This is a genomic window from Actinoplanes sp. NPDC048791, assembly GCF_040650095.1.
In the GTDB taxonomy this organism is placed as follows: domain Bacteria; phylum Actinomycetota; class Actinomycetes; order Mycobacteriales; family Micromonosporaceae; genus Actinoplanes.
Genome location: NZ_JBEZGQ010001107.1, coordinates 1 through 2,610, shown reverse-complemented (window position 1 = coordinate 2,610; position 2,610 = coordinate 1). Strand labels below are relative to the sequence as shown.

The 2,610-nt window shown below is 74.0% G+C and carries 3 protein-coding genes; 1 reads left to right on the top strand and 2 read right to left on the bottom strand.

The window, feature by feature from the left end:
- Positions 1–227, bottom strand: a 227-nt coding sequence (locus AB0C29_RS42870) for an alpha/beta fold hydrolase (protein ID WP_360833328.1), incomplete at its 3' end; no start/stop codon positions are given.
- A 129-nt stretch (positions 228–356) separates the two neighbouring features.
- On the opposite strand from AB0C29_RS42870, the gene AB0C29_RS42865 reads away from it, so the two are divergent.
- Complete coding sequence (locus tag AB0C29_RS42865; RefSeq protein WP_360833326.1) at positions 357–1,238, top strand: hypothetical protein; 882 nt, start codon at positions 357–359, stop codon at positions 1,236–1,238.
- A gap of 51 nt (positions 1,239–1,289) precedes the next feature.
- Here AB0C29_RS42865 and AB0C29_RS42860 read toward each other — a convergent pair.
- Positions 1,290–2,610: alpha/beta hydrolase (locus AB0C29_RS42860; protein ID WP_360833324.1), on the bottom strand; the 1,321-nt coding region annotated here is incomplete at its 5' end.

Here is a 2,610-nt window from a genome sequence, read left to right as displayed (position 1 = left end):
GAGGAGGCGGTCACGGCGGCCGACGGCGCGGGCTCGGTGGCGAAGGCGGCCGGATCGAACGGCCGGGACCAGCGGGCCGACGGTGAGCGCCCGGCCAGGCCGTGCCCGTCCAGGTCAACAGCAACGGAGGGTACGCCGTACGCGGCCAGCGGCCCGGTCAGCCGGCTCCAGCACCAGCTGCCGTGCCACAACCCGTGCACCAGCACGATCGGGGTGAATGCGGTCATGATCAGCACCGTAGGCGGCGGCCCGGCGGCGAGCCACGCACGAACAGTACGTGGCTTGCGGCACCTTCCTACACTCCCTCCTTTGTGGACCGCTTCGGGCGGTCCCACGGGGGACGAGAGGAAGTTCAGATGAACCGCAGCATCCGCCGCACGCTCGTGGCGGCTCTCCTCGGCGCGACCACCGCGCTGACCGGCGTGAGCGCGGCCGTGGCCGCACCGGCCGCCCGCACCGCGCCGCTGGCGATCACCGCCACCGACCTGGTCTACGGCCAGCCGGACCTCTCCGGCGTGCGCACCGGCACCAACACGGTGAGCATCACCAACCGCAGCGGCAACACCATCCCGGCGCCGCTGCTGACTCTGCCCTACTCGAGTCTGCTGAACATCGACCACGGCGCCCTGAACGGGTGTCCGCAGGCCCAGCTGAGCGGGGACGCGTTCCGCTGCTGGGCTGAGCCGCTGGCGCCGGGCGAGACCCGGGACTTCGAGCTCGGCTGGCTGACCAGCGACCGCGGCCCGGGCGCCACGGTGCCGGTCAAGGTGGAGGTGGCCCGTGAGGTCGGTGGGGCGCCGGTTCCGCGTACCGCGGCCAGGACCAGCTGGCGGGTGTCGTTCGCGCCGCTCACCGGCACCTTCGACATCACGGCCACCGAGCTGCGGCTCGCCCAGGAGGCCGACGGCGTGTGGCGCGGCACCGTGGGGGTCACGGTGACCAACATCAGTGCCGAGCCGGTGCCGTACCCGGTGGTGCGTTTCTTCACCCCGAGTGAGGAGACGCAGGCCTGGACGGACTGCGTGTCGGTGCTGGCCGGACCGGAGGTCCCGGCCTGCCTGCTCGCGCCGCTGGCCGCGGGGGAGACCCGTCAGGTGTCGCTGGTCTGGGCGTCGCCGTGGGGCCAGCCGGGAGTCGACCCGACCGTGCGCGTCGACGCGGCCCCGGACACGACCGGCACCGCCGTCATCGACGGCACCGGCGCGGGCACCGAGGTCCGCGTCGTCCTGGTGAACTGACCGGCCGGCCGGGTGGCCCTGTCCGGCGGGGACGGGACCACCCGGCTGTGTCTAGCCCGCGGGGACGACCGGGGGTGCGGCGCACGTGGCACCTCGGGGCGGCAGCACGAGATCGATCAGATAGCGGTCGACCACCGCCCCGGTGCACGGCGTCGTCCGGTACGCACCGTGGCCCCAGCCCTCGTAGGTGACCAGCCGGCCGTGCCGGCCCAGCTGCGCGGCGACGTGGGTGGCCCATTCGTAGCCGGTGCGCGGATCGTGCCGGGCGTTGAGCAGCAGCAGCGGGGTCCTGGTGTGGACCCGCGGCACGTGGATCGGGTTGCGGACCGGCGTCGGCCAGCCCAGGCACGTCCCCACGGCGAGCAGGCCCGCGCCGTAGCGCACGTCGGGTGCCGCGGCCGCGGCCGTCCTGACCAGATCGGCGTACTCCTCGTAGTCGCGCAGCGGCACCGGCCAGTCGTTGCAGAACACGGCGGTGCTGATCGGCGGGATGGCGGCCGGCACCGGAATGCCGGCGGCCAGCGACTTCACCGCCCCGGCGAAGCCGGGCCAGTCCGGGCGGGCCAGCGCGCCGACCGGGATCGCAGCGATGTCGAAGCCGGTGTACGGCGCGTACTCGCCGCCGTCGGCCCGGGCCAGCACGTCGGCCCAGATCCCGCGTACGTCCTTGCCGTGCAGCGCGCAGGCGTTGCTCGCGTCGCACCACGCGACGAACTCGTCGAACGAGTCCTGCGCCGCGATCGCCGAGGTACGCACGAATTCCCGTACGCCGAGGCTGTGGTCGAACACGCTCTCCAGCACGACGGCCCGGACCCGGCCGGGGTACCGCTCGGCGTACTGCGCGCCGAGCAGGGTGCCGTACGAGCTGCCGTGGAAGGTCAGCTTCGGCTCGCCCAGCGCGCGGCGCAGCGCCTCCAGGTCGCGAACGGTGCTGAGCGTGTCCGCGTGGTCGAACACCGGGCTGGTCGGGCGGCAGGCGTCCCACTGCGCCCGGTTGTAGGTGGTCAACGCGTCGAAGTCGCGCTGACCGGTCAGCAGCATCGGCGGCTTGGGGGCGGTGGGGTCCGGAGCGCAGCTCGGTGCGCCGCTGCGGGCCACGCCACGCGGGTCGAAGCTCACGGTGTCGAACTTGTCGAGGATCTCCGGGCTGAACCGGTTGCCCTGGCGGATCCGGCTCACCCCGGAGTCACCCGGACCGCCGGGGCCGAACACGAGCGTGCCGGCCCGCTGCTCGGCCACGCGGGCCGGGCGGCGGGCCACCCACAGGTCGAACGTCGCCCCGTGCGGCTGCGCCCAGTCGACCGGCAGGCGCAGCGTCGCGCACCGTACCGGATCGTCCGGCTTGAGCGGCAGCTCCTTGATGTCGTCCGGG

What these genes read in the sequence shown, in the direction of transcription:
- AB0C29_RS42865 (WP_360833326.1), top strand. Translation starts at nt 357, where the DNA reads ATGAACCGCAGCATCCGCCGCACGCTCGTGGCGGCTCTCCTCGGCGCG.